General features: G+C 57.6%; 24 protein-coding genes. 12 read left to right on the top strand and 12 right to left on the bottom strand.

Features of this window, described 5'->3' with window-relative positions:
- Positions 1 to 107 precede the first annotated feature (107 nt).
- From B142_RS0104225 to B142_RS0104210, 4 genes are all read right to left on the bottom strand, one after another.
- Positions 108 to 923, bottom strand: a complete 816-nt coding sequence (locus B142_RS0104225) for a heme ABC transporter ATP-binding protein (protein ID WP_018120304.1) — start codon at positions 921 to 923, stop codon at positions 108 to 110.
- On the bottom strand, positions 923 to 2,044 hold the full coding sequence (locus B142_RS0104220; RefSeq protein ID WP_018120303.1) for a FecCD family ABC transporter permease: 1,122 nt from the start codon (positions 2,042 to 2,044) through the stop codon (positions 923 to 925). Before B142_RS0104220 ends, B142_RS0104225 begins: the two co-directional genes overlap by 1 nt.
- Positions 2,025 to 3,083, bottom strand: a complete 1,059-nt coding sequence (locus tag B142_RS0104215; RefSeq protein ID WP_026167830.1) for a heme/hemin ABC transporter substrate-binding protein — start codon at positions 3,081 to 3,083, stop codon at positions 2,025 to 2,027. The genes B142_RS0104220 and B142_RS0104215 overlap by 20 nt, the downstream gene beginning before the upstream one ends.
- A 100-nt stretch (positions 3,084 to 3,183) precedes the next feature.
- The gene (locus B142_RS0104210; protein ID WP_018120301.1) at positions 3,184 to 5,052 is read right to left on the bottom strand and encodes an HtaA domain-containing protein; all 1,869 of its coding nucleotides are present in this window, start codon (positions 5,050 to 5,052) and stop codon (positions 3,184 to 3,186) included.
- Positions 5,053 to 5,398: 346 nt separating this feature from the next.
- Between B142_RS0104210 and B142_RS11865 the strand changes: the two genes are divergently transcribed.
- From B142_RS11865 to B142_RS0104195, 3 genes are all read left to right on the top strand, one after another.
- On the top strand, positions 5,399 to 5,908 hold the full coding sequence (locus tag B142_RS11865) for a hypothetical protein (RefSeq protein ID WP_155860928.1): 510 nt from the start codon (positions 5,399 to 5,401) through the stop codon (positions 5,906 to 5,908).
- A gap of 41 nt (positions 5,909 to 5,949) precedes the next feature.
- Complete coding sequence (locus tag B142_RS11860) at positions 5,950 to 6,570, top strand: HAD family hydrolase (RefSeq protein ID WP_018120299.1); 621 nt, start codon at positions 5,950 to 5,952, stop codon at positions 6,568 to 6,570.
- A gap of 64 nt (positions 6,571 to 6,634) precedes the next feature.
- On the top strand, positions 6,635 to 7,153 hold the full coding sequence (locus tag B142_RS0104195; protein ID WP_018120298.1) for a gamma carbonic anhydrase family protein: 519 nt from the start codon (positions 6,635 to 6,637) through the stop codon (positions 7,151 to 7,153).
- A gap of 50 nt (positions 7,154 to 7,203) precedes the next feature.
- Here B142_RS0104195 and B142_RS0104190 read toward each other — a convergent pair whose 3' ends face one another.
- Entirely contained in the window at positions 7,204 to 8,439 is a 1,236-nt protein-coding gene (locus B142_RS0104190) for an ROK family transcriptional regulator (RefSeq protein ID WP_018120297.1), read from the bottom strand.
- Positions 8,440 to 8,608: 169 nt separating this feature from the next.
- On the opposite strand from B142_RS0104190, the gene B142_RS0104185 reads away from it, so the two are divergent.
- The gene (locus B142_RS0104185) at positions 8,609 to 10,324 is read left to right on the top strand and encodes a DUF885 domain-containing protein (RefSeq protein ID WP_018120296.1); all 1,716 of its coding nucleotides are present in this window, start codon (positions 8,609 to 8,611) and stop codon (positions 10,322 to 10,324) included.
- 72 nt (positions 10,325 to 10,396) lie between these two features.
- On the opposite strand, the gene cas2e is transcribed toward B142_RS0104185, so the two are convergent.
- From cas2e to B142_RS0104165, 4 genes are all read right to left on the bottom strand, one after another.
- Entirely contained in the window at positions 10,397 to 10,735 is a 339-nt protein-coding gene (cas2e, locus tag B142_RS13170; protein WP_081604918.1) for a type I-E CRISPR-associated endoribonuclease Cas2e, read from the bottom strand.
- Positions 10,736 to 11,239: 504 nt separating this feature from the next.
- Positions 11,240 to 11,917, bottom strand: coding sequence for a methionine ABC transporter permease (locus B142_RS0104175; protein WP_018120294.1), 678 nt, complete (start codon positions 11,915 to 11,917; stop codon positions 11,240 to 11,242).
- Positions 11,917 to 12,975 (bottom strand): methionine ABC transporter ATP-binding protein, encoded by a 1,059-nt coding sequence (locus B142_RS0104170; RefSeq protein ID WP_018120293.1) that lies wholly within the window; start codon positions 12,973 to 12,975, stop codon positions 11,917 to 11,919. Before B142_RS0104170 ends, B142_RS0104175 begins: the two co-directional genes overlap by 1 nt.
- A 30-nt stretch (positions 12,976 to 13,005) precedes the next feature.
- The gene (locus tag B142_RS0104165; RefSeq protein ID WP_018120292.1) at positions 13,006 to 13,836 is read right to left on the bottom strand and encodes a MetQ/NlpA family ABC transporter substrate-binding protein; all 831 of its coding nucleotides are present in this window, start codon (positions 13,834 to 13,836) and stop codon (positions 13,006 to 13,008) included.
- A 249-nt stretch (positions 13,837 to 14,085) separates the two neighbouring features.
- On the opposite strand from B142_RS0104165, the gene B142_RS0104160 reads away from it, so the two are divergent.
- Positions 14,086 to 14,388 (top strand): hypothetical protein, encoded by a 303-nt coding sequence (locus B142_RS0104160; protein ID WP_018120291.1) that lies wholly within the window; start codon positions 14,086 to 14,088, stop codon positions 14,386 to 14,388.
- A gap of 506 nt (positions 14,389 to 14,894) precedes the next feature.
- On the opposite strand, the gene B142_RS0104155 is transcribed toward B142_RS0104160, so the two are convergent.
- Entirely contained in the window at positions 14,895 to 15,962 is a 1,068-nt protein-coding gene (locus B142_RS0104155) for an AbrB family transcriptional regulator (protein WP_018120290.1), read from the bottom strand.
- A 45-nt stretch (positions 15,963 to 16,007) separates the two neighbouring features.
- On the opposite strand from B142_RS0104155, the gene B142_RS0104150 reads away from it, so the two are divergent.
- The 5 genes from B142_RS0104150 (at position 16,008) to B142_RS0104130 (ending at position 19,998) form a co-directional block, all read left to right on the top strand.
- Entirely contained in the window at positions 16,008 to 16,736 is a 729-nt protein-coding gene (locus tag B142_RS0104150) for an SDR family oxidoreductase (protein WP_018120289.1), read from the top strand.
- 33 nt (positions 16,737 to 16,769) lie between these two features.
- Complete coding sequence (locus B142_RS0104145; protein ID WP_018120288.1) at positions 16,770 to 17,090, top strand: RNA-binding S4 domain-containing protein; 321 nt, start codon at positions 16,770 to 16,772, stop codon at positions 17,088 to 17,090.
- On the top strand, positions 17,090 to 17,920 hold the full coding sequence (locus B142_RS0104140) for a VOC family protein (protein ID WP_018120287.1): 831 nt from the start codon (positions 17,090 to 17,092) through the stop codon (positions 17,918 to 17,920). Before B142_RS0104145 ends, B142_RS0104140 begins: the two co-directional genes overlap by 1 nt.
- A 264-nt stretch (positions 17,921 to 18,184) precedes the next feature.
- The gene (locus B142_RS0104135; protein WP_018120286.1) at positions 18,185 to 18,568 is read left to right on the top strand and encodes a hypothetical protein; all 384 of its coding nucleotides are present in this window, start codon (positions 18,185 to 18,187) and stop codon (positions 18,566 to 18,568) included.
- A 179-nt stretch (positions 18,569 to 18,747) separates the two neighbouring features.
- Positions 18,748 to 19,998 (top strand): ATP-binding protein, encoded by a 1,251-nt coding sequence (locus tag B142_RS0104130; RefSeq protein ID WP_018120285.1) that lies wholly within the window; start codon positions 18,748 to 18,750, stop codon positions 19,996 to 19,998.
- Positions 19,999 to 20,007: 9 nt separating this feature from the next.
- Here B142_RS0104130 and B142_RS0104125 read toward each other — a convergent pair whose 3' ends face one another.
- Both B142_RS0104125 and B142_RS0104120 read right to left on the bottom strand, forming a co-directional pair.
- Positions 20,008 to 21,864: an FAD-dependent monooxygenase gene (locus B142_RS0104125; RefSeq protein ID WP_018120284.1), complete on the bottom strand. Its 1,857-nt coding sequence runs from the start codon at positions 21,862 to 21,864 to the stop codon at positions 20,008 to 20,010.
- Between the two features lie 241 nt (positions 21,865 to 22,105).
- Positions 22,106 to 23,470, bottom strand: coding sequence for an MFS transporter (locus tag B142_RS0104120; RefSeq protein WP_018120283.1), 1,365 nt, complete (start codon positions 23,468 to 23,470; stop codon positions 22,106 to 22,108).
- A gap of 222 nt (positions 23,471 to 23,692) precedes the next feature.
- Here B142_RS0104120 and B142_RS0104115 point away from each other — a divergent pair, with 222 nt between their 5' ends.
- Both B142_RS0104115 and B142_RS0104110 read left to right on the top strand, forming a co-directional pair.
- Positions 23,693 to 25,201: a fumarylacetoacetate hydrolase family protein gene (locus B142_RS0104115; protein ID WP_018120282.1), complete on the top strand. Its 1,509-nt coding sequence runs from the start codon at positions 23,693 to 23,695 to the stop codon at positions 25,199 to 25,201.
- Positions 25,198 to 25,893, top strand: coding sequence for a GntR family transcriptional regulator (locus B142_RS0104110; RefSeq protein WP_018120281.1), 696 nt, complete (start codon positions 25,198 to 25,200; stop codon positions 25,891 to 25,893). The genes B142_RS0104115 and B142_RS0104110 overlap by 4 nt, the downstream gene beginning before the upstream one ends.
- Positions 25,894 to 25,905 lie beyond the last annotated feature (12 nt).

Here is a 25,905-nt window from a genome sequence, read left to right as displayed (position 1 = left end):
GGTAATCAAACTATGGCCTCTTTGCACAATCGTGTAAAGAGGAAAAGAAAACGACGGAAAGCGCAGATCATAGCGTCATAGGGTTACACCCCGCCGTCGACAAGCGTTTAACGAGCACCCAACAACTGGACCAAATCGTCCTGTTCGGGGGTAGGGTGTTGGCGCGCCGGGCTTACTAAAAAGTGACCGTTGTGCGAGGTGACTTCGATAGGCCACTGATAGACAGAAGATAAAATTTCATCTGTATAAACCTCAGAAACCTCGCCCATGGCGGCTATGGTGCCGTCGGCAAGACAAATGATGCGATCGCAATAAGCCGCGGCCGCATTCAAATCATGCATGACCACAAAAACCGCGATATTGGCCTCACGCGCCAGATTCTTCACCAACGCCAGCACCTGCTCCTGATGGCTGATGTCCAGGGCGGCAGTGGGCTCGTCCAAAAACACGATGGGAGTTTGCTGCGCCAAAACGCGCGCCAATGCCACCCGGGCCCGCTCACCACCAGAAAGCGTGGCAATATCGCGTCCCGCAAGATGCGTGGTGTCCGTGGCTGCAAGCGCGGCATCGATGACTTGCTCGTCGACGTGCGGCTCCACCCGCTTCGCCCACGGGCGCCGCCCCATCGCCACCACATCGCGGACCAAAAACTCAAAAGAAACCGAAACATCCTGCAACATCACCGCACGGATCAGCGCCAACTCTTTCGGTGAAGCCTGTGCAGGATCGACGCCTGCCAAGCTGATGCTGCCAGTTGCGGGCTCCAGATCACCGCACATCGCAGCCAATAACGTGGATTTACCCGCACCATTTGGGCCGATCAGGCCGGTAACCTGCCCGGCTTCTGCGTGCACGTTGATATCGCGCAGCAAGGTCTTATGGCCAATTTTCACACTCAGACCGGAAATATCGACGATACTCATTACACAGATCCTTTCCGCATCATCCTACGCAAGAGAATGAAGAAGGTGGGCCCACCCACCAACGCGGTGAAAATACCGATCGGTAAATCCGCAAATGGGATCATGGTACGGGCGGCGAGATCCGCAAGCGCGATCAACAGCGCGCCCGCCAGGGCAGAGGCAGGAAGCAAGATTTTATTTTCCGGGCCGACGATGGTGCGCAACACGTGCGGCACAATCAAACCGACGAAGCCGATCAGGCCCGCGAACGAGACCGCCGCGGCAGTCAATACCGCCGAAGCAACGATAGCGACCAGCCGTAGTACGGCCACATTAATGCCCGTGTGCCCAGCCGCTTTCTCACCCAACGCTAAGACATCAAGCTGCGCGCCGAGGCGTGAGGCAATGGCAAAACCCACTATGACAATGGGCAAAACCACCCACACGTGTTTCCACTGGGAACCATTGAGCGAACCCATTTGCCAGAAAATGATCTGCTCGCGGCTAGTTGTCGGAGCCAAATACACCATGAAAGAAATCAGTGCGCCACAGACCGCGTTGACGGCAATACCCGTCAAAATCAGGTTGACGACGGCGACCTTGCCACGATTGTGCGCCAGGCGATAAATGATGGCGGTGACGATCAACGAGGTGAGAAAAGCCGCGGCAGGGACGGTGAACGTACCCAAAAAGCTGACCTCAAACACGATGACCAGCGCCGCGCCGACGCCAGCGCCAGAGGTCACGCCGACGATGCTGGGTTCTGCCAGCGGGTTGGCGAACACGGCCTGCATTAAACAGCCAGCCACACCCAGGGCAGCACCCACCAAAAACCCGAGGAAAATACGCGGCAGGCGAATATCCCACACCACGCTGGCGGCAATATCAGTCTCTGCGCTGGACCGGGAAGCCAAAATGCGGAGCAAGTCCGGCAACGACAGGTAATACTGACCCAGTGCCGTCGACACGAGAACCGAGCCGATAAGCAGCACAAGCAACGCGACGAAGGTGCCCACACGCAAGCGGTGGCGTTGGGCGAAGACGTCGCTGCGCTGCGTCGGCGGTGCGGTATGCGTTGTCGTTGCCGTAGCCGTGCGCGCAGCCGACGGGGCAGTGGTGGTCTTATTGCTGTTCTGGATCATAAATCGCCTGTGCTAGACGCAAAAGGGTTTGTCCGGTCATGGGGCCGAAAGCCAGGGACTGGCCGTCGGGAAGCGTAACGATGCGTTGTTTCTGTCCTGCGATGGTTTGCGCGATGCCTGGTCTTTCCATCAGACCTTCGATGCCGCCGGTGGATTCGAGCCCCTTTGTCATCATGATGATGAGCTCGGGATTGATTCTCGCGAGCGATTCCGCGTTCGCGGGTTCCACATAGGACAAGTTGTGCTCGGTGCCTAGGTCAATACCGCCGACGCCTTCGATGAGGTCTTTCGCGCCGGTGCCCTCACCCATGATGAAGAAAACACCAGCGGTGCCGCGGGCGTACAAAAACGCGATACGCATTGGATCTTCTGGCACGAGCTCTTGGATGGCGGCCAGGTCCTTTTCTAGCTCGTCGACGCTACGCTGGGCGAGTTCTTCTGCCTCATCCGGCAAGCCGACGACTCCGCCCAGGGTGGTGATGTCTTCTGCGATCGAATCAATGGTGCGGGTTGGTTCCATGACCACGGTGGTTACACCCGCATTGCGGATCTGGTCGATGGCATCCGGTGGGCCAATGGAGTGATCCACGATCACGATCGACGGCTGCAGCTCCAGAACTGCCTCGACGTTGATGTTGTGACCGCCCTCGGTGACGACGGGTTTATCCGCCATGATGTCTTCCGTGGAAGAGACTGTGCGGCCAACGATATTATCAGCCAGGCCCAGGCCAGTCAGGGTTTTGGTGTAGGTGCCGTACAAATCCAGCGCCAGGATGCGCGAGACATCCTCGACGACGACATCGTAGCCGTCAGCGTCAGTTAACTCGACCGGCAACTGCGGTGCCGGGTTGTCCACGATGGGAACGACGTCTTCGAAATCGTCGACGTGGGTGACACCGGTGAAAGACCGGGGATCGTTGAGATCTCCTGCTGCGGGAAGCTGTTCTCGCAGTTGGGAATCGCCGGTGTGGGCATATTCGCCCTGGATGCCACAGGCGGCTAGTACGAGTGAAGCCGCCAGTATGATCGCCGTGAGCATGCTCCGGGCGCCGGTTTTCGGCAGCGCAGAAGTAGTAGGCAGCACAGGCTGGTCCTTTCAGGGTCTGGTTTACGGGTTTGGGCAGTCGGGGCAGAACGATTTAGGCCGGGTTGCGCATGACCAAGTGGCTCATGGAACCACCAGCGACGATCAGACCGGCGAGCAATAGCAGGATGTAGGTGGCTGGGTTCTCGCCCACACCGTTGTTGTTGGCGCCGGCGGATTTGATTTTGAAGTTGCCCGAGCCGTTTTCATAGCCGGTGGTTTCGCCATCCCCAGACAGTGGGTTATCGGCACCACCTGCGACGTTGCTGGTGCCACCACCAGCGACCTTGCCGGTTCCGCCAGCTCCACCGGAGCCGCTGGCACCACCCGCGGTTCCGGAACCAGAGGCACCACCAGCTGCAGAGCAGTCACCGGCGCCGCCAAGTTGGGCGTCGAAGTTCAGCGGATCTAGTTCCATGCCTGGTTCGTAGAAACCGGCGAAGGCCTTCGCACCGGTATCGGTAAGGAATGCACGTGCCTTACCACTGGCTTTGTTGGCATCAACGTTGAGGGAGTCGAACTGCAAATCTGCTACGACGACGCGGCCGAAGTTGAGCTTTTCGCCTTCCATGGTCGACGAGCGCACGTCGGCAAGCAGCTGTCCGGAGTTGCCATTGAAAGTGACCTCGGGGTTAGCCACGTTCAAATCCAGCACGCCGTGGTGGCCGTCGAATTGCACGGCACCGTTATGGCGGATGCTGCCGGTTTTCGCGCCGGTATCCACGTTGCCGGTGTTGCCGCTGAAGCGGTATTGGCCGTCGACATAGTCACTACCCTGCAGCGTCCAGGAGCCCTTGGCGATAGAACCGGTGATATACGAGCGGAAAGATTTCTTCAGGCCCCAGCCCAGGGTGGAAGAAGTCACCCCGGTGGCGTGGCATTGTTCGCCGGCGCCGCCAGCGTGTGCTTCACCTGAGTTGCCTCCAGCGACGCCCCCAGTACCGCCACCACCAGCAGTGTTGCTGGCTCCGCCTGCGCCCGCAGTGGATCCGCCGCCGGTGCCCCCGGTACCGCCACTGTGACCGCCTGCGCCGCCAGAGTGAGACTGGGCGGAATTCGAATTGCCGCCGCCCGATCTGGTGCCACCGGAGGTTGTGCCGCCGCTGGTGTTTCCGTTACCCCCGGTGCCAGCACCGCCGCCGAAACGTTTTTGGTATGACTCGTATTCATCCAAAAACGCCTGGCTGTTGCCCATGAACGTGGTAAAGGCATTCAAGGTGTCATTGGATTCTTGCAGCAGGGACATGATTTCTTTGTTGAAACCAGTGAAGTTGCCCTTGATGGTGTTCAGGGTTCGCTTGGTCCCGCCGGATCCTGAGCCACCTGAGCCGCTTGCAGAATCGCAACTGCCGTCGGTTTTAATAGCGCCGGAGGTGGGGTCCATTTCCTGGCCTGCGTCATAAGCCAAGAAGAGTTTCTGGCCTTCGGAAGTCAGATTGGTGGTACCAGCCAGGTTCACCTCACTGGTGCCGGATTCAACCGGGTTGTGCAAGTTGATGGTGGCAATGGCGACGTCGTCGCCGGTGATTTGCGGGCCGCGCTTGCTGGTGTCGGCCATATCGGAGTCATAGGAAACATAGTCGACGATGATGTCTGCCCGGTTGCCTTCGGCGCGAACTTTCCAGTCCGAGATCGTCATATCCAGCAGGTCGACGTTGGTTTTACCGTGGTGGCCGTGACCATTGAATTTGAGTGTGCCGTTGAAATTGAAGGTGACGCTGTTGCCGTTGGCCTCCGTCTTCTTTGGAGTAAATACGAAAGCTCCATCAGGGCCGGTTTCGCTTCCGGTGAACCCGATGCCATCAGCACCCCAGCCGCCTTTGGCTACTGGACCTTGGATGTAGTTGCGGTAGGACTGTTTGATGCCCCAGTTGAAAGTGCAGTGCTCGGCGGCGTGCGCAGCGGGGGCGAATGCGACAGCCATTGCGCTGAGCGAGCCTAAAGATATAACGAAACTGCTGGCTATAGCGCGACGGGACAGTGTGCGTAGTCGAGATTTCGACTGCTGGGACACTATGGACTCCTAACCTCATACAGGTGTCTTTCAGGTCTTTTCCGGGCCCGTGCGGGCCTGTGCGGGATGTGTGCGCAGGCGGCGGTGGAAAGACGCGGCGATAAAACGGCGGGAAATGCGGGTTTTTCCTGCAGGAATTGCCCTGGAGGAGGCGCCCGAAATTTGCGTATCTGCAGAATACCTGGAAAGCCTAAGAAATAATAGGCTAGGCTAAAACTAATTGTTCTCGTTGTTGCGTTTTATCCAGGAGAAAAGCATGAATTCCCCCGCTGCCAGCCCTTTTCGCAGTCTGTATCCCGATGTGAACCCTACTAATGGTTTACCCCTCAATGGTGTGGAAAGAGTGTCCTTAGTAGTTGCTTGTATGGTGCTGATCTACGGGTGTGTGAACGGGGAATTGATCATTGCTGGTGTCGGCTTGGCTCTGACACTGTTCGCCGTCGTGGTGCAATCACAAAAAACGGCGCGGCGCATCCGGGCAGAAGCTAAAAATCGCTTCCCAGCTGAAGATTGGAGCGAATACCGCACCGCCAGTCGGCTGAATTTGCACCTGTATATTCCGCTGATTTGGTTGGTGATCATCGCGATGGCCATGGCTGGCTTCTGGTGGATCCCGCACGATTATTCCGTGATTGGCGGGGTGGTCATTGCTGCGATCTCCGGAGTGTTGATCTGGTTTATGCCTGGTGCGAACCCGGTATGGAACCGCCGCTTGCAAGATTCACCCGCACAAGTAGCAGCCGTATCCCCACATACGCCCGCATAATCTGCGGCACGTGTTTTCTTCCCGCTCTATACTGGGCGGGCATGGCACAGATGAAACTGCTGGTGGATTTGCCAGGCACGCTGGTGCACACTCCGCGTGAGCGGCGTGACCAGGCATTGCTGCGCGCTGCCGGTATTTACGATCCAGCCGCCCCGCAGGCACAAAAATTCTGGCAGGTTTTCAGCGAGCTCCGCCCCGCATATTTCAGCGGCGACCTCGGCGACCAGCGCTTTTGGCAGCAGATGATCGCCCGCGTGGGCCTGGAAGACTGCGATATTGCAGAGGCCATCGCCGCTGATACCCACCCGCGCAGCCAGTTGGACGCGGAAGTGTGGGGTTGCATCGATAGTTTGCTGGGGGCTGGAATCACCGTCGGTGGTACCGCGAATTGTTCTTTGAGCCAGTCGCAGAACCTGCGTCGCCAGTACCCGCAGCTGGAAGAGCTGCATGCGCTGGTGCTTTCCGGTGATATCGGGGTGGCGCTTCCCGACGAACGCATGCTGGAAGTCGCCGTCGACGCGATGGGCGCCAATGCCCGCGAAACCATGTTTATCAGCTCCAACGAGGGTCACCTGGCGGCTGCTTCGGGTCTCGGGATGCACGCGCGGGTGTATCTGGGGGTGGGACAGTTCTGCGAGCTCGTGGAGAATGTTTCACGTTAAACATGCCGTCGGCAGGCGTGCGGCGGCACGCCGTCGGCAAGCCCAGCCCCACTAGCATGGTGGCATGGCACTTATTCTTCCTTTTAACGGCAAAACCCCGCGCGTGCACGAGTCTGCGTTCATCGCGCCGAATGCCACCCTGATCGGTGATGTGGAGATCGGCCCGGAGGCCTCCGTGTTTTACGGGTGTGTGCTGCGCGCGGATGTTAACCGCATCAAGGTCGGTGCGCGCACTAATATCCAGGACAATTCGGTGCTGCATGTCGACGCCGACGCTGATTGCGTGCTTGGCGACGACGTCACCATCGGTCACATGGCGCTGGTGCACGGCGCGCACGTGGGGGATGGCACGCTGATCGGCATGAAATCCGCGCTGTTGTCGCGTTCCGTGATCGGTTCTGGTTCGCTCATTGCCGCTGGTGCGGTGGTGCTGGAAGGCGCCGAAATTGGTGATAAAGCCTTGGCCGCCGGGGTTGCTGCGAAGGTGCGCCGGGAGCTTGCCGACGACGAATCCCAGGCGTTCATCCCGCACGCCGCGAAATATGTCGAGACCGCCGCGGCGCACAAGGAAATCAACGGCTAGCAAAGCCGCCTGCCGTGCGATGACGCTGCGGCTACGCTGCGCACTCCGGCCTATTCTGTATCGCTCGGCACCAGATCCAGCGGCTCGCGCAGCATCTGATCCAGTGCGGCTGCCCGCGTAATCGAACGCACCACTTCTTCGTGGGTGGGGATCATGCGCATCTTCGGGGCTTTGGCGGTGGTCATGATCTCGCGCACGGTAGCGGCAAAGAGCTTCGGCGCACGTGAATCATCCACAAAAGCCGAACCAGCCACCACCACGGTGGAAATTCTGTACTTTTTCACCAGATCCACCGTCAGCCGCGCCAACGCACTAGCGCGCGCATCCAGGATTTCCCGCACGCCTTCGTTGTCGGCTGCCAGTGCGACGGCCTGCGCCAGGGTGGCCGGTGCGGGATCTAACTCCGGGAATTTCTCCGTGATACGCGCCAGGATGGAGCTGGTGATCAGCGATTTTTCCGGGGCGGCTTCCGCGAACCCGAGCGTGTCATCGCTGACCGTCGGCAAGATTTCGATGGGGTGCACGCCCAGGGTGTTGGTGAATGCGGCACCGAGGGAGTCGTCGGCAAACAGCACCAGGGTGCGGTCGGCGTCGTCCGTCACTAATAGGTCACCGGCCTGCATCTCAGAACCCAGGATTGCTGGCACCGCCGACGAGACCGACACCGGCACCGAGAACTGATAACGCAATGCGGCGGCGACGTCGACCTGCTCCCAGCCCAGGTTCGGCGCACTGACCACACCGTCGCGGCTGACCTGGCCGGATGTTGTCACGCCCACGGACAACAACGTGTGCTCCAAGCCCGTGACCAGGCGGTGCAACCCAGCCATGATGTGCTGAATGAAATCGCTTTCGCTCAACTGTGCGACGGGCGTGTCGATGGTGGATTCGCGGATCGTGCGGCCACGGATATCGAAAACCGACAGGAACGTTTCTTTCGTGCCCACCGCGATACCCGCGAGCATCCACTGCGGCTTGGCGAGTTCCACCGGGGTGGTGGGCCGGCCACGGCCGTGTGAGCGGGCGAGATCCTCCCGCGCGACGACGTAGCCTTCGGCCAACAAAGTAGTAATGGCCCGGGTGATCGTCGGTTGGGACAAACCAGTGGCGGTGATCAGGTCCGCGCGGCTGATCACCGAGTTCTGCCGGATCACGTACAGGCATTTCGCAGCCGGGGTGGTAGGTTGGCCGAATGCTTGGGGTTGCGGGAAAGATTCGGCTGCGTTGCCCGCGTTGCCAGTAGCTTTACCAGTCGCTTTGCCAGTAGCTTGTCCGGGTGCGTCCATGGCATTACAGGATACTATGAACACCCTGCCAAGCGCCTACTGACCAGGGGAAAACACCACAAAGCCCCGGCCGGGTTGACCGATGGGTGAGCTGCTAGGTCATACGGTGGGATGACTAACACCAACCTGGGTGGAAACTTACAGGCTACTAGGTTTAGACTCACCTGCTATGAGTAGCGAACCGACCGCAGACGTGCGCGAAAACCGCGCCGGGCAGCAGTGGACCCAGGACCGCACCCAGCCGCGTCCGCCGTCGTTGCTGGATGCTTCCTGCGAGAATTTTGTCTATGACTTAGCAGAACTTTCCCCCACCGACGCCACTGCGTGGGGCATCGCGGGCTACGACGACAAGCTGGAGGATTTCTCCCCGGAGTATTACGAGGCTGTCGCTGACCGCACCCGCGAGATGATCGAGGACGTCAATGCGCTCGACGAAGCCACCGATGAGTCGGATGACGACGACGATTTCGACGAAGTCGATTACGTCACCGCGAATGTGCTGCGCGATCGGCTGCTGTTGGAGTTGGACCTGCACCATGCCGGTGAGACTGAGGCGGCGCTGAACAATATTGCCTCGCCGGTCCAGACCATCCGCGACACCTTGGTGCTTATGCCTAATGAGTCCACCGAGGATCTGGATAATCTGCGTTCGCGTTTGAGCTTGGTGCGCAACAGCTTGGATGGGTACCGCGAATCGCTGAAGGATGCCTGCGCGCATGGGCATGCGCCGAAGTATCGCCAGGTGGATGCCGTGGTGAACCAGTGTGAGGATCTGGCGCAGCCGGGTTCGCTGTTGGAGGATCTGGGGCTGGATTCGCACAGTAAAGAGGTGCAGGAAGCGAAAGCCGCGTTTGGTGAGTTTGCCGATTGGTTGACGCTGGAGGTGGTGCCGCAGTCCAGCTCCCGTGATGGGGTGGGCCGTGAGCGCTACGAGCGTTTTTCCCGGTTGTTCGTTGGCGATAGCGTCGATTTGGATGAGGCCTACCAGTGGGGCCTAGAGCAGCTGCGGGAGATCAGCGAGGCGCAGAGCAAGACCGCAGCGCAGATTTACGACGACGAGACGGATTGCCGCGAGGTTTTCCGTCGGCTGAATCAGGATCCGAAGTACCTGCTGCGTGGCACCGACGCGTTGGTCGAGTGGATGCAGGAGAAGGCCGACGCCGCGGTTACCGCGTTGCATGGCACGGAGTTTGATATTCCGGAGCCGGTGCGCACTATCGAGTGCAAGATTGATCCGGCTGGCACCGGCGGTATTTTCTACACCCCGCCGTCGGATGATTTCGCGCGCCCAGGCCGCATGTGGTGGTCGGTGCCGAAGGAAACCACCACCTTCCACACCTGGCAGGAATTGACGACGGTGTACCACGAAGGAGTTCCGGGGCATCACCTGCAGTTGGGGCAGACGCTGATGGAACGGGACAACCTGAACCTGTGGCGTCGTGTGGCCTGCTGGAACTCCGGCCATGGTGAGGGCTGGGCGTTGTATGCCGAGCAGTTGATGGCGAACCTGGGCTATATGGATGATCCGGGCTTCCGCCTGGGCATGTTGGATGCGCAGCGTCTGCGTGCGGCTCGCGTGGTGCTGGATATTGGTATGCACCTGGGCAAGAAGGTTCCGGATGGTCCGGGCCATTGGGATGTGTGCTACGCCAAGAACTTCTTGCGCGATAACTGCGCGTTGGATGAGGCGACGCTCTCGTTTGAGCTGGACCGCTACCTGGGGTGGCCGGGCCAGGCGCCGTCGTATGCGTTGGGCCAGCGTATGTGGTCGGATCTGCGCGATGCTGCTGTTAAGCAGGGCATGAGTGTGCCGCATTTCCACGCGGAGGCGTTGAGCTATGGCTCGATCCCGATGTCGATTCTGCGGGAGCAGATCCTGGACTAGGTTCGAGAAATCTGCGTCAAAATGCTGCAGGCGGGAACTTAATGTCGACTGTCGACGGCGCGTCCGTTTTTGTTAATGCTGCTTATAGGAACGTCGCTGTCGTCGGGCATTGCTCCAACTGGTTCGGCGGGGTCCGGGCTTTCGGGTTTTGGGCCGCATAAACAGGGTGAGGCCATCGAAATCCGTGGGCTCCCAATCATGTCGGTGAGTACGGAATTCCATTCCTTGTTCATTCTTGGCTGCTTGTACTAGTAGAGCACGCCCGTCTTTGCAAAGTTCCACTGTTCTTGCCCACAACAGTTCACGGATGCGTGCAGACGGGGTGCCGACAAATACCCCTGGGCTGACCTCTGTCAGCCATTTTGTTAGGTCACCGCGTAGTCCAGCTGTTTTCCCCGCGCATGCGGGGATGAGTGGTCCGCAGGAGCAGTTTTAGATTTTGGGATTAAAATAAGGAACTTTGAATACTTGATATTCCCCGTTGTACCACTTTTCTGTACGACGATATTTTCCCTATTTCTAACATTTGCAACCTTTGTAAAAAAATATTTCAGCTGTTTTCAAATGGTATAGATAGGTTAAGTCCAGCACTGTATATTTTGTCATCTATTCTTTACGGATTGGCGATATATGTAATGGTGAAATCGTATATACCGTACGGTGTTTTCCTTTTTGGAGCTTTGATATTTTCCTCAGGGTATACGCGTCAAAACTATAGAACTCCGGACTGAAATACCTTGGTATGCCCAGTAATAATTCTTAGGGCACTTCACTGTATGTGGCTTCCTCGCGTGCGCGTGATGCGCTGGTGATCACCACCCACGGTGAAGCAAGCGCGCTGCTGCCGGATGATTCGCGCGCTGCGGAGCACATCGCTGGGTAGGGCAGAATCTGCGCGGCTGTCCCCGCGAGCGGTTAGGCGTCGTTACGAGCACGCTGCGCGAGCTTATTGCCCAACGCCTGGATCGCCTGCACCACGATGATCAAGATGATCACGGTGAGGATGATCGCTACAGAATCGAACTGCTGGTAACCATAGGACACCGCCAGGTCACCGACACCACCACCACCGATGGTGCCGGCCATAGCCGTGGCGGAAATCAGGGTGATTGTCGACGTGGTCAGCGCCAAAATGATCGAACTTTTGGCTTCGGGCAGTAAAAAGTAGCGGATCGTCTGCCACAGGGATGCACCCATGGATTCGGCGGCTTCCAAAATACCTTCGTTGACCTCAAGCACAGATTGTTCGATGAGACGTGCCATGAACGGCGCAATAAAGACCGTCAGCGGCACGAGCGCGGCAGTCATGCCAATCGAAGTGCCTACCAATGCGCGGGTGAACGGGATGATCGCCACCATCAAAATCACGAAAGGCAGCGAACGTACCGTATTCACTAGGAAGTTAGTGACCTGGAAAAGAACGCGCTGCGGGTACAAACCGTGTGGGCGGGTCAGCACCAAAATGATGCCCAACGGGATACCACCCAGCGTGCCCAACAGCAGGGAAAATCCCACCATGTATAAGGTTTGCCAGCCCGCCTCGGCATATTGTTCCAGGGTGACCTTGGTATCCAGGATCTGCGTAATATCCATTAGCCGACTACCTCCACATCAATATCGGCTTGCTCATTCATCCACCGCACCGCCTCGTCGAGCAGGCTGGAGGCCTGTGCATCGTTGCCCGTGGTCTTGTGCGCAGCCTTGTGGACCGTGAGCCCCAGCACCAGAGTCCCGACGGTTCCCGAGCGCAGCAGGGTATCGGAGGCGTGAATGATATCGGTAGAAATGCCTTTGTTGACCAGGTGATTAACCAGGTCTTTCGCAGCACCGTGCCTGTGAACCAAGCGAACGACTGCCCCGTAACCGGCATCGTCGGTCACTTCTTGCACGGCGTCGGGAAGCGAATGCGGCAGAACATTTTCCACGAACCGGCGCGTGAGCGGCTGCTGCGGGTGTGCAAAAACCTCCGTCACCGAGCCTTTTTCGATGATCCGGCCGTTTTCCATAACCGCCACGGTGTCGGCGATCCGGGCAATCACGCCGATCTCGTGGGTAATGATGATGACGGTGATCCCAAGCTTTTCGTTGACCCGCATGATCAGATCGAGGATCTGGCCGGTGGTCAACGGGTCCAGTGCAGACGTAGGTTCGTCGCACAACAAGATCTTCGGATTGGTCACTAGCGCACGGGCAATGCCGACGCGTTGCCTTTGCCCGCCAGATAACTGTTTGGGCAGGTGATCGGCGCGTTCTGCTAGCCCCACCATCTCCAGGACTTCGGTGACGCGCTGGTCAATTTCACGCTTTTTCGCTTTCGCGAGTACCAGCGGCATGGCGACATTTTGCGCCACCGTTTGGGTCTCTAGCAGGTTGAAATGCTGGAAGACCATGGAGACCTCGCTGCGCAGACCACGCAACTGCTTTTTCGACAGTGCGCTAAGGTCCTGGTCGAGTACGCGCACCGTACCGCTGGTTGGTTTTTCCAGGCCGTTGATGGCGCGCAGCAGCGTGGACTTGCCAGCGCCACTGGTGCCGACGACCCCGAAGATCGAACCAGATGGTATTTCCAGGTTGATGTCTTGCAGCGCCTTGATCTCACCAGATTTACTGGTGAATGTTTTATGTAAATCGCGAAATAATACTTCAGCCATGACGGGAATTAGGGTGAGAGTGTGGCAGCGTTACTTGGTGAGGGACTCTGGGATGAACCAGTAGTCGTCCTCATTCTGTCCCTCCAGGAAGTCAAGGAACTCTTCTGACCTGTATGCATCGATGACAGCCTGTGCCCACTTGGCATCTTTCTTATCTTCAGTGGTTACTGCCTGCAAGATCAGGTCGTCGCTAAGATCTTCACTTTCCAGGGCAAACGCAGGGTCCACACCGGAAGAATAGGAAATGGAACCCGGGATGATGCCCCAATCAACGTCGTCCAGGGCGCGTGGGATCGTGGCCGAATCCATCGGTTGGATTTTCAGGTCGTGTGGGTTGTCCTTGATGTCATTAACGGTGAGGAGCTTCTCGTCGGCATCATCATTCATGGTCAGCCAGCCGAGCTTAACCAAGATACGGAATGCGCGGGTTTGGTTAGAACCATCTTGTGGGATGGCCACGGTTTGGCCTTTGTCGACGCCGTCGAGAGAGTCAATGGACTTCGAGTAGATCTTGGTTTTCACCGTAGGCACGTCGGTCAGGTTGATCAGGTCCGAGCCAGTTTCATTGTTGTAGACGTCCATATAAGCAATGTGCTGGTCGACGTTAAGGTCAACCCGGTCTTCCGTTAATGCGACGTTGGCCTGGCGCAATTCAGAGAAGTCCGTGTAATCGATGGTGTAGCCCTCATCGCTCAAAATCGGCGCGATGCCGTCTTTGAACAGTTCTGAATATGGCCCAGGGGAGGTGCCGACCTTAATTGTGTTCTCGTCGTCGGCGTCACCACCGGCGCACGCGCTGAGGCTAAGGGCGGCGGCAGCCGCTGCCACTGTTGCGGTGATCTTGGAGAATGTTGGTTTCATTTGTAGGTCCTTGTCCGAGGTCGTTTTTCGAATTGATTTGGTTTCGTCCTGATTTCTTGGCAGGAAATCGTACGTCTACACACAGTAGACCAAATAGTTCAAAAAGTATAGACAGAACGGTACGGAATGGCGGGATTGCCCTACTTAATGGCGCTTATTCGCTTGATTGTTCGATGTGGGTGTGGTGTATGTGCACTGTTCTCGTAGGCTTAATGGTGAGAAAATAAACCAACGATAAGGAGCCGCAATATGGCGTTCAATGCACCATTCGTCCACCACACCAAAACTGCTGAGAAGCTGCAAAAAGTTGCCAGCTACGCTACTGGCGCCGGCGTGATTGTCGGGGTGCTCGCATTCTTTATTGCTTTAGACGACACTGGAAGCGCTATTGCTGGCCTTCTCATTTCCGCCACTGTGATTGTCAGCGCAATACTTGCGGGCGGGGTAGCTTACGCCATATTTGTCATTATGGAAATCGTTGCGAAAGCGGCGAATGAAGATGCGGTTCGTGCGTATCGGGAGCGGCAAATGAGTAGTGGAAGTGATGAGTAAAATTTTAACTTCCCACTCAACATAACACCCTGTGTTAAGTAGTGTTATGTTGCGCCGGGTGAGCTAAATCTACTGGTCAAAGGGGTAGGATGTCGCCAAAAATGAGTATACTGAGCGAACATAACACCTTAACTTCCCACATAACATAACACCGGTGTTATGTTGAGTGTTATGTTCAGGTTGGGTCTGAGTCCGGCTTGCTTCTCTTTCTTTTTATTAAACCTTGGATGATTTCAGCTACAGCACTGATAGCGGTTATTGCTAGAAAAGCGGCAAAGAAGAACCAAGGAGATTCAGGAGAGGGAAGTGTGACCCACACTATAAGGATCGCAATTCCGCCAATGGCTATTCCAAGTAGCCCATTGAGTAACGCCTTATAGATAATTAGCCGCTCCTTACTTTACGTGTCTTGAGTGAACGATAGCAGCTTTCACGAGACTGAAGCGCTTATCATCTTTTGTTAACTCTGGCCTCAGTTCATACTGCGCCCACCGGCCGAACCGCACCTAACGCCGCAGTTTCCGCACCCCATGCAACACCTGCGGCAACCAGCTAGCCAGCAATAACACGGCCAAAAGGCGGATGATCTGGATCGCCACTACTTCGGCGCCCGCGCTACCTTCCGCGGACAACGCCAGCACCGTCTCCAGCGCACCAGGGCTGGTGGCCAGGTAGGCCTCGAAATACGAAATATCCAGCCACCCCGTCAGCGGCCACGCACTCAGCGCGCACACCGCCATCAGTGCACCCAAGAACGCGAAAGTCGCGGGCAACTGCTTCGCGAAAAACGCCAGCGTATCGCGCTGCAAAGAACCACCGCAGACCCAGCCGATGGACAAAAACGCGACAATCGCCAAATACGCCGGCGGTGCCACCTCGACGTCGTCGGGAAGAAGCGCGGCCGCCAACACCGTCGCCAAGAGTGGCCCCAACGCCGTCGCCGCAGGCACACGCAACTTCCGCGCCACCGGCTCAGCGCCCAGGGCGATCGCGGTGAAAACCAGCAGCATCCACCAGGGGCTATCGTTGCTCAAACCCTCCTCGTGCAGCTGCCCACTCATAAACAGATGCACGATCACCGGCAGCGTCAGCGACAGCACCAGCACCCGCAAATACTGCGTGAGCATGACGTAGCGGAAATTCGCCCCGAAATCGATCGCCAGCGTGGATACCACCGACGCGCCACCCGGCAACATGGACAGCACACCCGTTTCCGGGCTGATATGCCGCGGCTGCGCACGCGATAACAGCACGCCACCAGCCACGCCGACGGTCACGGTAAACGCGGTGACAAACAACCCGGGAAGCAGGAAATGCAGCAGGTCAGCCGCCGGAATCTGCGTCAACGGCACCGCCGCCAACGTCATGATGATCCCGCGCCCAAACCGATAAAACAGCGGGTGCACATCCAGCTGCTCGCCCGTCGACAAGCTCCACGTGCCAGCCACCACAATCGCGCCAATGATCCACGCCGCGGGCAACCCCACCGCATCTAGCGCCCAACCGAGCGCCACGGACGCCGGTGCGAGCAGGAACCAACGCCACGAATGCGGTGTCCAGGGAAACAGAGTCATCGCTTCCACTGTAGCCCTCCGCACAGCCCCCGCGCGTCCACTACCATGTGTGCCATGACTACTCAGCAGAAAACCGCCCTGGTCACCGGCGCGTCCTCGGGGATCGGCGCCGCCACCGCGAAAGCTCTTGCCGACGACGGCTGGCGCGTGGTCATTGCCGCCCGGCGCATGGACCGGCTGGAGAAACTCGCAGAACAAATCGGTGCTACCGCGCACCAGCTGGATGTGACCAGCCAGGACAGCGTCGACAAGCTGGCCGCCAGCGTTGGGCGCATCGACCTGCTGGTGAACAATGCCGGCGGGGCGATTGGTCTGGAATCGATCGCGGAATCGTCGCTGGAAGATTGGGACCGCATGTATGAGATCAACGTCGCCGGTACCGTGCGCGTGACCAAGGCGTTTTTGCCGTCACTGCTGGCGGTGGAAGGTAGCGCTGGCCTGGTGGTCAATATTGGTTCGGTTGCTGGCTGGACCCCGTATGCCGGTGGCGCGGGCTATAACGCCGCCAAGCACGGGGTGCGCGCGTTCAACCGGGTGCTGCGCTTGGAACACCCGGGTACGCTGCGGGTGACCGAGATCGATCCCGGCCGGGTGGCCACCGAGGAGTTTTCGCTGAATCGTTTCCGCGGCGATGCCGAAAAAGCCGCCGAGGTCTACGCCGACAAGCTGAACCTGAGCGCCGAGGATATTGCCGAGGCCGTGCGTTGGGTTGCGGCGTTGCCAGCGCACATGAACATCGACACCATGCAGATCACCCCGCGCGACCAGGTGTAAGGAACACCGCCGCGGTTCGGTAACCTGACCGCTATGACGACTGCGGATAATTACCCCTCGATCCCCATCAGTGGTGCGTCGATCAAGCTCGGCCAATTCATCAAACTGGCCAGCCTGGTCGCCACCGGCGGGGAGGCGAAAGAGCTGATCGCCGCCGGTGCGGTGACTGTCAACGGCGCGCCCGTCGACAAGCGTGGCACCGCCCTGCACCCCGGCGATGTGGTCTGCATTGACGACGAATGCGTGCTGGTGGCTGCGGCAGATGATCTTGCCGACGATCTTGCCGACGATGATTACTTCGACGAGGCTACCGCCGACGACGATTTTGATCCCGAGAAGTGGAGGAACCTGTAATGCCCGCGTTTATTGCTGAAGTTGGCATGCCGTATTGGGCGGACCTGACCACCTCGAACCCGCAGGCCGCGGCCGAGTTTTATTCCGAGCTGTTGGGGTGGGAGATCAGCGGTGATGATTACCGCATCGCGCGCCTGCAGGGCTTGCCGGTTGCTGGGCTGATTCCGCAGCCGGAGGGCACGAATGCGCCGGATACGTGGGTGACGTATTTCTTGAGCGCCGATATCGCCGGTGACATCGCGAAGGTGGAAAAGCTCGGCGGCAGTGTGTTGGCCGACCCGCGTGAGGTGGAGTTAGGCACCATGACCGTGCTTGCCGACGCCGCCGGTGGCCTGTTTGGGCTGCTGCAGCCCGCGGGCGAGGACAAGTTCATCGCCGCTGGTGAGCCGTCGACCCCGGTGTGGCATGAGCTGACCTGCAATGCCGGTTTCGAGGACGCGGTGGAGTTTTACCACGAGTTGTTTGACTGGGGCATCCGCACGCTGACCGACGAGGAACCCGATGCCGACGGTGTGTACCCGAATGGGACCTATGCCGCGGCGATGGCCGACGGTGCGCCGTTCGCGGGCTTGTGGAAGGCTGAAGGGCAGTTCCCGCCGCAGGTCAAGGGGTTTTGGCAGACGTATTTGGGCGTTGCCGATGCCGATGCGGCCGCGCGTCGTTGTGCCGAGCTGGGTGGGGAAGTAATCCGTGAGCCGTGGGATTCGCCGTTTGGGCGCCTGTGCTTGATCGCGGACCCGACCGGTGCCACCGTCACGTTATGCGAGGTAGAAGAAGCCCCAGAGGAAGGCCGCGAGGAAGACCCGTTGGACGGCATCGACCTGCTGTAGAGGGTGCGGCGCCTACTGCACCCTGGCTGGAAAAATGCCGCACCTTCAGGTGGAGAAATCCATTACCCAATGATGGATCTCAGACGAAAGGTGTTGGCGCGACATGAGTCATTGGGTACTTTGGTGATTATCATGAACGTAAGTGACTAACGCAAGGGTAGTGATTATGCGGTCTCTGTTTCCTCGAATTATAGTGGCCGCATTTTCCTCTGTGACTAGGTCTTCGATAGTGTACGCAGTTTACAGGTACGCACAGGTAGATGCATGCGCAAGCATGATGTAGAGCATGAAAAAGTTCGAAAACAGTCACTCTTCGTTGCTTGTCTAATTTTGTTTTTAATGCTGGCAACGGTTTTTGGGGGTGGTCTGAATTTTGAAAACCTTTTGGTATTCGCTTTAGCAGCCGCGGTTCTGTTGTACTTGGTACGAAACCCTATTCCTCATTCCAGTAATACACTTGGCATAGTGCTCGCAGGCTGCATTTTGCAAGCACTGTCAATTTTTGATGTCTGGGGAATTACTCAGACAGTTGGCCTAGGTTTTGTAATTGGCGCCGTGGTCCTGGTGTTGCTGCGCGAGTACAAGACACGATCATTTGGCAAGAAACTGTCCGAGGAAGAATCGCGGAATAATAACTCAAGTGTATAGCTCCGCGACTATGAAGTCTGCGCGAGATAGTGGCGAGATAGTGCTGGAATCGACCTGACGTAACTGCGGCTGATGTGTGGAAAAATGCCGCACCTTCTGGTGGAGAAATCCATTACCCAATGATGGAGAAATCCAGTAGGCAGAAGTGGAGAAATGCCGCAGGCTGCTAGGCTGGGGGTGTGCATGATTATCAAAAACGCCATCTTGACCAGTCAATTTCGACGGCGCTGGAGTCTGCGCCGGCCGTAGTGATCGCAGGTCCACGTGCTTGCGGGAAAACCGAAAGCGCCTCGCAGTTTTCGGCTTCCCAAATTTATCTCGATTCTGCAGATAAACGGGCAGTGCTTGCGCGCGAACAACCCGCCACCGCGCTGCACGGCGAAACTCCGCGCTTGCTGGACGAGTGGCAAGTAGTGCCGGAAGTGTGGAATGAAGTGCGCCACGAGGTGGACCGTCGTCGGCAAGCAGGGCAATTTTTATTGACTGGTTCCGCTACTCCCGATGAGCATCCAATGCGCCATTCTGGGGCGGGGCGGTTTCGTCGCTTGCGCATGCGGACGATGACGCTGCAGGAAACTGGCGATTCCACCGGGGAGGTTTCTTTGGGGGCGTTATTGCGCGGGGAATCACCTGCGATCGCGGAATCGGAACGTGATTTTTCCGAACTCATCGCGCGTGTTGTCCGAGGTGGCTGGCCGGGCGCTTTGAATATGTCGCACGAGGCCGCAGTAGAGATGAACCACTCGTATCTTGACGACACGTGTGAGCACGATTTTCCTTCTGTTGCTGGTCCGCGCCGGGATCCACGTCGGATCCGCGCGTTTCTGGAGGCGATCGCTGGTTTATCGGCGCAACCTGCTACTTTTAGTGCGATTGGCCGCAGGATGAATGATGCTGCGGCACTGCCCATCGGCGAAACTGCGCCATCGGCGCTACATGATTTCGCAGAGCGTATGTTTTTAACCGAGGATCAACCAGCCTGGGCACCAAAACTGCGTTCACGGACTGCCGCATTACAAACACCGAAGCGGCACTTGTGCGATCCTTCGCTGGCAGCCGCACTACTCGGGGCGAATACCGATCGATTATTGGCAGAGCCCGAGTCTCTCGGATTTTTATTTGAAAGCCAGGTGGTCCATGACTTGCGAGTGTATACGCAAAAAAATAAAGCGCGCGGGGTTTTTCATTACCGTGATGCGAAAGGCCGGGATGAAATCGACGCGGTTGTGGAAGCAGCCGATGGTGCGTGGATCGGGTGTGAGGTGAAACTTGGCCAGCACGCCATCGATGCAGCGGCGGAAAACTTGTTACGCGTCAGCGCAAAAATCATCCGGCCGCCGGAAGCACTCGTCGTGGTGGTCCCGAGCGGCCTGGCGTACCGCCGAGACGACGGTGTCATCGTCGTCCCGCTGACTGTGCTGGGGGAATAATTCAGGTATTTACCGTTGCGGGCGCAAAGCCTGGGCGAAATATTCCTCCACGGCCTCGGGCTTATCCAGCGGCAACACCGCACCGACGTACTGGTCCGGGCGCACGATGACCACCGCGCCATCACGCGAGATTCCGCGGGCTTCGAAGATGTCATGCTCCTCGGAAAGCACCCCGAAGACGTTGTCCCAGTTTGGGACCTGGAACTTGCCGTTGCGCGGACGGAACAGCCGCGGCGCATCCAGGATTTCCCAATCCCAGTGGTTTGTTTGCTGGTAGATCGCCTTGATATCAAAATAGGCGTTTTCATCCTGGTCAGTCGGGGTGAACTTGGCGACGATCGCCTCGACTGCGTCCGCCCAGGCAGTCATCTGTGATTCTGCGCCGGGCTGTGGCCGATCCGCGAACGCGTAAATACGGTAGCGGCCATCTGCTGTGTGTTGGTGACCCAAATGCGTGCGCAGGGCATCGGAGCGGCGCAGTACTTCATAGGATTTAAAACGCTTGCCGACGTCGAAGCCGGTCGCCAAATCCTGATGGGTAGCGTCGCCGACGATCATGTTGGGCTCGTACTGGGTCCGGAAACCGGCTGCAAACTCCTCGGCTTCAACATAGTATTTTTCCACCGCGTCAGGGCACTCCAGCTGCTCTGGTGGGGTAGCCATCAAGGTAGACCATTCGCGGTCAAAGTTAATCAAATTTTCCGCGGCTGGTTGGCGTTCGCCGTGGTAGGTGCACAGCAGTTCTTCCGGGGCGCGTCCGTCGAGAACATGCCCGAGTTTCCAGGCGATATTGAAACCATCCTGCATGGACACGTTCATGCCCTGGCCTGCTTTTGCGGAGTGCGTGTGGCAGGCATCGCCGGTCAAAAATACGCGCGGGGTGGTGTTTTCATTGTCGAAGCCGTCGACAAGCCGGTGTGCTACTTCGTAGACGGAGTGCCAGGCAACCATTTTCACATCGATGAAATATGGCGAGTAGATCTCGTTTGCCTTCTCAATGATCTTCTCAATCGGGGTTTCCCGGATCTTGTGATTGTCATTTTCTGGAACTTCACCGAGGTCCACATAGATCCGGCAGAGGTATCCGCCCTCGCGCGGAATGTGCAGGATGGAGCCGGCTTTGGAATGAATTGCACATTTTGTCCGCCAGTCCGGGAAGTTCGTATCGACGACGACGTCCATCACGCCCCAAGCATGGTTTGCCTGGTTGCCTTGGAAGCTGCGGCCGATAGATTTGCGCACCTTGGAACGGGCACCATCACAACCCACGACGTACTTGGCGCGGACGGTACGCTGCTCGCCCGCAGCATTTTCAACCACGGCGGTTACTGGGTACTCTTCGGACAAGCCGCCAACTTCCAAGGAAACAAAATTCCAACCGTAATCCGGTGTAATCCGCGCTGGCCCGCGCTGAGCCTCCCGGGCGAAATAATCCAAGACGCGGGCTTGGTTCACAATCAGGTGCGGGAATTCGGAAATGCCATGTTCGTCGTCAATGGGGCGCGCACCGCGTGTGATGGCATCTGGATTTTCTGGGTCCTGGTTCCAGAATGACATCTCGGTGATCGTATAGGCTTCTTCGGTGATTTCAGCAGCAAAACCGAAAGCCTGGAAGGTTTCTACGGAACGTGCCTGAATACCATCGGCCTGGCCGAGCTCAAGACGGTGCGGGCGGCGTTCGATAATGCGGGTATTGATATTCGGGAACCTTGACAGCTGGGCAGCGGCAATCATGCCGGCTGGGCCAGAGCCGACGATGAGCACGTCCATGGTCTCCGGGAGTTCTTCTGCACGATTAATGCCATATCCTGCGGCAGGGAGAACGCGTGGATCCTGAGAGACGTAGCCATTGTGGTGAAACTGCACTGTTTTGCTCCTTGCTGCTTATTCGACACCGCGTGTGCGTAATCGGTTCCGGGAAGGTGATCGCATGAGATAGCGGTGGGAGAATTTATGAGCTAGATCAAATAATCCTTTGATCTGTGAACTGGGTCTTATCCAAGGATCATATATGATTATTGCGATCTGTACAACAGTTTTTTGGAAGTGTTATATGCACGTCTCTTGATTGCTGATTACTGATTGCCGGTTACTGGCTGCTGGCTACTTACTTTGTGCCGAACGTGAAATGCCCAGTCATTTGCTCGTGCTCATGCTCGGGCCCCAGCGGGATTCCCTTGCGTTCGCGCAAAAGGAATACGCAGATGAAACCGACGATACAAGCGCTGACCAGGTAACCAGAGATGGCGAAAGTCGTACCGGTTGCTTCTAACAACGCTGCGGCGATCATGGGTGCGAATGCGCCACCAAGCACGGATCCGATGGCATAGGTGATGGATACACCGGAGGCGCGAATCGAGGCCGGGAATAGCTCCGCGTATAGCGCGGACTGTGGACCGTAGGTCAGGCCCAAGCCGACGGTGAGGCCAATCAATGCCAGGTACAGCATGCCCAGTGATCCGGTATTGACCAGCGGGAACAGCGCGGCGGCACCGATGCCCTGGAGGATAAATCCGATCAGGTAGGTCATTCGGCGACCGATATAGTCCGAGACCCAGCCAGCGAACAGGGTTGAGAGCATCCAGGTCACCGCCGACAGTGTCACGGCGTTCAAGACATCGCCGCGTGCTAGGCCAATGGGGCCGTCAGGGTTAGTGGTGTAGTTCTGGATGTAACCGCCCGTAGTCATGTATCCAACGGTGCCGTTACCAGCGAAAACGAGTGCCGCGGTCAGTACCAGCGGCAGGTAGCGCTTGAACAAAATGCCGATGGGGTTGGACGCTTCCGCGTCTTTGCGTTCGGAGATTTCCTGGAAAACCGGGGATTCGTCAACCCCCATGCGGATGACGTAACCGACAATGACCAGCACGATGCTGAACAAGAACGGTATGCGCCAGCCCCATTCCAGGAAGGCATCGCCGGGCGCGACGGTGTTCATGATGGACAGCACGCCAGAAGACATCAGCAGGCCGATAGGTACACCGATCTGCGGACCGGCGCCGTACAAGCCGCGCTTATCGTTCGGGGCGTGTTCAACGGCCAGCAGAACTGCTGATCCCCACTCGCCACCGGCAGAAATTCCCTGGATGATGCGCAAGGTGATCAGCAAAATCGGGGCCCAGATTCCCCAGGTGTCATACGTCGGCAGCAAGCCAATCAGGGTGGTGGCGCCACCCATGGCGAATAGCGTGACCATCAAAACGGTGCGTCGCCCCACTTTGTCTCCGAAGTGGCCAGCCAAGAATGCGCCCAACGGGCGGAAGAGGAACGATAGGCCGACTGAGGCGAAGGAGACGATCGTCGCCAAACCGCCTTCGAGCGGGCCGAACATGAGCTGGTTGAACACCAGGCCAGCGACGGCGGCGTAGAGGAAGTAGTCGTACCATTCGATCGCGGTACCGATGGTGGTCGCCGCAACGACGCGGCGACGTTCTTTCGCCGAGATCGTGGCAGAGGTGGGCGTTACCGACATAAACGTCCTTTCGGGGGTGTTGTGGGAGGTAGGCGGAGTGTGGGATTAGTTGATCCTGCCTTGCTGCCTGCGTGGGCACCAACGCGGTGGTGTGTGGAGACTTATATATACCACTATGGTGTGAATTGAACCACTTGCAGTGATGGTAGGGATAATATACGATTTGGGCAAGTGCTTGTCCGAAAGCTCGTCGAAAATGCTCGTCACAGAAAAGGATTTTTCATGGCTATTCCTGACATCCTTCCGGAGAAACCGGGCAAAGTCATTGCCGTCCACGTCGCTTTCGAGTCCCGTGCGGCTCAGCGCGGTCGTCGTCCGAAACAGCCCAGCTATTTTCTGAAAGCCACGAGCACTCTTGCGGCTTCTGGCTCGGAGGTGGAGCGCCCTGCGGGGACTGAACTGTTGGCTTTTGAAGGTGAAATCGCGCTGATCATCGGAAAGTCAGCCCGCAACGTTTCTCTTGCCGACGCTTGGGATTACGTCGGTTATGTCACCGCATCGAATGACCTTGGTTTGTATGACTATAAATCGCAGGATAAAGGGTCTAATACCCGTTCCAAATCGCGCGATGGATACACCCCGATCGGTCCAGAGCTACTGGATGCTTCCGCTATTGATCCAGCCACGCTGCGCTTGCGCACCTGGGTGAATGGTGACGTTGTGCAGGAAGATAGCACCACAGAAAAAGACCTGATTTTCCCACTTGCGCAGTTTGTCGCTGACTTATCGCAGCACATGACACTAGAGCCTGGCGACATCATCTTGACTGGCACCCCGCGTGGATCGAGCGTGATTGTGCCTGGCGACGTCGTGGAAGTAGAAGTTGATGTTCCTAGCGCCAAAACGACAATGAGCAGTGGTCGTTTGCGCACCACCGTTGTCGAAGGCCCAGGCGAATTCAATGCAGAGGTTGGCAGCCTGCCGCACACCGACGACAAACTTCGGGAAGATGCATTCGGCGACCGTGAATCAGCAGGATTACCACCTGTCGGCCAAGAAGACAGCGACAACACAGCAGAATCCGGGCCGGCTCTGCCCGCAGAACTCGTCGACAAGCTCAAGAAAACCCCAACCGCCGGGCTGTCTGCGCAATTACGCAAACATGGCATCAACCAGTCCGTGATCGAGGGCGTATACCCACAGACAAAAGGCACCAAGCTGGTTGGCCGTGCGCGTACACTGCGCTTTGTGGCAGGCCGCGAAGACCTGTTTACAAAGCACGGCGGCGGCCTGAACGAGCAAAAGAAAGTTTTCGATACCGTTCGCGAAGGCGAAGTCATCGTCATCGAAGGCCGCCAAGAACCAGGTTCGGGCACGCTCGGCGATATTCTGGCGCTGCGGGCACAAACCCGCGGTGCTGCAGGCGTGGTCACTGACGGCGGAGTGCGTGACTATGAAGCAGTACGTGAAATCGGGCTGCCCGTCTTTACACAAGGTGCACACCCGTGCGTGCTTGGCCGCAAACACGTGCCGTGGGACAGCGATATCGCTATTTCCTGTGGTAACGCCACTGTTGTTCCTGGTGACGTCATCGTCGGTGATGATGATGGGGTGATCGTGATTCCACGCGAACTAGCCGAAGAAATCGCCGACGGCGCGCTGGCGAAAGAGCACGAAGATGAATGGGTCGCAGGCCGGGTTGCTGAAGGCGCCAGCCTCGACGGTTTGTTCCCGCCGACTGGGGAAAACAAAAAGGCCTATCAGCAATTCCGTGATAGTGAGGGGGCATGAAAACTTCCCTGAGGGACTCGGCGGTCCAGTCCAAATCGCAGCACGCTTATGCATGGATCAGCGAAAAGATCCGCACGCGCGAATTTGAACCAGGTCACCGTTTAGTCTTGTCTGCTCTTGCCGACGAACTCCAGGTCAGCGTCGTACCTGTCCGCGAGGCAATTCGTCAGCTGGAAGCAGAAGGCATGGTCACTTATGAGCGCAATGTGGGCGCAAAAGTGACGATGCATAACCGCAACGCCTATTTCGAAACCATGGAAATCGTCGCCACGTTGGAAGCCGCGGCCACCGCGCTGTCGGCACCTCACCTGGGCGCTGAAGATTTTGCTGCAGCCCGCGAGCTTAATCGCCAGATGCAGCAGCTCGACATTGCTACAGAACCAGAGGAATTCACGCGGCTTAACCAACAATTTCATGAGGTGTTATTCAATAAATGCCCGAATAGCCGCTTGATGAAGTTACTGCGTGAACAGTGGCAACAATTGAATTATCACCGAGTGTCCACGTTTCGCTATGTTCCGCAGCGCGCCAGCAAATCCGTTGCCGAGCATGCGCAGCTCGTCGACCTCATGGAAGCGGGTGCGGATGCGGATTATCTCAGCCGTAAAGCACTGGAACACCGCATGGCGACAGCACGCAGTTACCGCGAAATTACAGAACCGAACAACTCAGCTACGGATAGCTACCAGTAAAAGGAGCCAACA

The sequence above is a fragment of the Corynebacterium propinquum DSM 44285 genome, assembly GCF_000375525.1.
Taxonomy (GTDB): domain Bacteria; phylum Actinomycetota; class Actinomycetes; order Mycobacteriales; family Mycobacteriaceae; genus Corynebacterium; species Corynebacterium propinquum.
Note: the sequence above shows the minus strand (reverse complement) of the source record. Positions and strands in the feature narration are given on the sequence as shown.

What these genes read in the sequence shown, in the direction of transcription:
- B142_RS0104225 (WP_018120304.1), bottom strand. Translation starts at nt 923, where the DNA reads ATGAGTATCGTCGATATTTCCGGTCTGAGTGTGAAAATTGGCCATAAG.
- B142_RS0104220 (WP_018120303.1), bottom strand. Translation starts at nt 2,044, where the DNA reads ATGATCCAGAACAGCAATAAGACCACCACTGCCCCGTCGGCTGCGCGC.
- B142_RS0104215 (WP_026167830.1), bottom strand. Translation starts at nt 3,083, where the DNA reads ATGCTCACGGCGATCATACTGGCGGCTTCACTCGTACTAGCCGCCTGT.
- B142_RS0104210 (WP_018120301.1), bottom strand. Translation starts at nt 5,052, where the DNA reads ATGGCTGTCGCATTCGCCCCCGCTGCGCACGCCGCCGAGCACTGCACT.
- B142_RS11865 (WP_155860928.1), top strand. Translation starts at nt 5,399, where the DNA reads ATGAATTCCCCCGCTGCCAGCCCTTTTCGCAGTCTGTATCCCGATGTG.
- B142_RS11860 (WP_018120299.1), top strand. Translation starts at nt 5,950, where the DNA reads ATGGCACAGATGAAACTGCTGGTGGATTTGCCAGGCACGCTGGTGCAC.
- B142_RS0104195 (WP_018120298.1), top strand. Translation starts at nt 6,635, where the DNA reads ATGGCACTTATTCTTCCTTTTAACGGCAAAACCCCGCGCGTGCACGAG.
- B142_RS0104190 (WP_018120297.1), bottom strand. Translation starts at nt 8,439, where the DNA reads ATGGACGCACCCGGACAAGCTACTGGCAAAGCGACTGGTAAAGCTACT.
- B142_RS0104185 (WP_018120296.1), top strand. Translation starts at nt 8,609, where the DNA reads ATGAGTAGCGAACCGACCGCAGACGTGCGCGAAAACCGCGCCGGGCAG.
- B142_RS0104175 (WP_018120294.1), bottom strand. Translation starts at nt 11,917, where the DNA reads ATGGATATTACGCAGATCCTGGATACCAAGGTCACCCTGGAACAATAT.
- B142_RS0104170 (WP_018120293.1), bottom strand. Translation starts at nt 12,975, where the DNA reads ATGGCTGAAGTATTATTTCGCGATTTACATAAAACATTCACCAGTAAA.
- B142_RS0104165 (WP_018120292.1), bottom strand. Translation starts at nt 13,836, where the DNA reads ATGAAACCAACATTCTCCAAGATCACCGCAACAGTGGCAGCGGCTGCC.
- B142_RS0104160 (WP_018120291.1), top strand. Translation starts at nt 14,086, where the DNA reads ATGGCGTTCAATGCACCATTCGTCCACCACACCAAAACTGCTGAGAAG.
- B142_RS0104155 (WP_018120290.1), bottom strand. Translation starts at nt 15,962, where the DNA reads ATGACTCTGTTTCCCTGGACACCGCATTCGTGGCGTTGGTTCCTGCTC.
- B142_RS0104150 (WP_018120289.1), top strand. Translation starts at nt 16,008, where the DNA reads ATGTGTGCCATGACTACTCAGCAGAAAACCGCCCTGGTCACCGGCGCG.
- B142_RS0104145 (WP_018120288.1), top strand. Translation starts at nt 16,770, where the DNA reads ATGACGACTGCGGATAATTACCCCTCGATCCCCATCAGTGGTGCGTCG.
- B142_RS0104140 (WP_018120287.1), top strand. Translation starts at nt 17,090, where the DNA reads ATGCCCGCGTTTATTGCTGAAGTTGGCATGCCGTATTGGGCGGACCTG.
- B142_RS0104135 (WP_018120286.1), top strand. Translation starts at nt 18,185, where the DNA reads ATGCGCAAGCATGATGTAGAGCATGAAAAAGTTCGAAAACAGTCACTC.
- B142_RS0104120 (WP_018120283.1), bottom strand. Translation starts at nt 23,470, where the DNA reads ATGTCGGTAACGCCCACCTCTGCCACGATCTCGGCGAAAGAACGTCGC.
- B142_RS0104115 (WP_018120282.1), top strand. Translation starts at nt 23,693, where the DNA reads ATGGCTATTCCTGACATCCTTCCGGAGAAACCGGGCAAAGTCATTGCC.
- B142_RS0104110 (WP_018120281.1), top strand. Translation starts at nt 25,198, where the DNA reads ATGAAAACTTCCCTGAGGGACTCGGCGGTCCAGTCCAAATCGCAGCAC.